The sequence below is a fragment of the Oerskovia enterophila genome (assembly GCF_001692445.1).
GTDB lineage: Bacteria > Actinomycetota > Actinomycetes > Actinomycetales > Cellulomonadaceae > Oerskovia > Oerskovia enterophila.
Map to the genome: position 1 here is coordinate 1 of NZ_MAQA01000113.1, position 751 is coordinate 751.

1 protein-coding gene is annotated in these 751 nt (G+C 73.0%); it reads left to right on the forward strand.

What is annotated here, in order from left to right:
* Positions 1-729: rhomboid-like protein (locus OERS_RS20415; protein WP_068627797.1), on the forward strand; the 729-nt coding region annotated here is incomplete at its 5' end.
* Positions 730-751 lie beyond the last annotated feature (22 nt).

Below are 751 nucleotides of genomic sequence, written 5' to 3' on the forward strand. Positions count from 1 at the left end.
GAGCTGCGGGGCGCTCGCGGGCCCTCCCCGACGTACGGTGGCGAGATGACGGACGCTCCGACGGGGGGCGCGAGCGCCCCGCAGCTCGTGCGCCACGCGCTGACCGACGTGTGGCGCACCGTCCGCAGGGCCGACCTGGCGATCGCCTACTGCTCCGTGGTCCTCGTGGTCGCGGCCGTGCTGTGGTTCCTCCCCGAGGGGACCCGCGACCAGGTCCTGGAGGACACGAGCACCAACCTCGCGAACCTCCGCGACCGCCCCATCTCGGTGCTCCTCGCGAGCGCGTTCGTCATCTCGAGCGCGGGCGAGGTGCTCCTGGTGCTCCAGCTCCTCGTGGTGCTGGCCTACGCACAGCGCTTCGTCGGTCGGCTCGGGGCGCTCGCGGTCGGGTTCATGGGGCACGTCGGGGCGACCGTCTTCACGGCCATGGTCCTGACGACAGGGATCTTCCACGGGTTCGTCAACCCGGGCGTCGCGAGGGTCGACGACGTCGGGGTCAGCTACGTCATGGCGACCGTGATGGGGTTCCTCACGGTGGTGGTGCCGCGCCGGTGGCGCTGGTGGTGGATCGCGTTCGTCGTCGTGTACTGGGTCGGCCCCGGGTTCCTGGCGCGGAGCTTCACGGCGGTGGGGCACACGACCGCGCTGGTCATCGGGCTCACCGTCGCGTCCGCCCCGCGACGAACGCGGCAGGCGGCCGGGTGGGCGGGCGACATCCCGGGACGGTGACCCTGCTCCTGGGGGGCTGGCG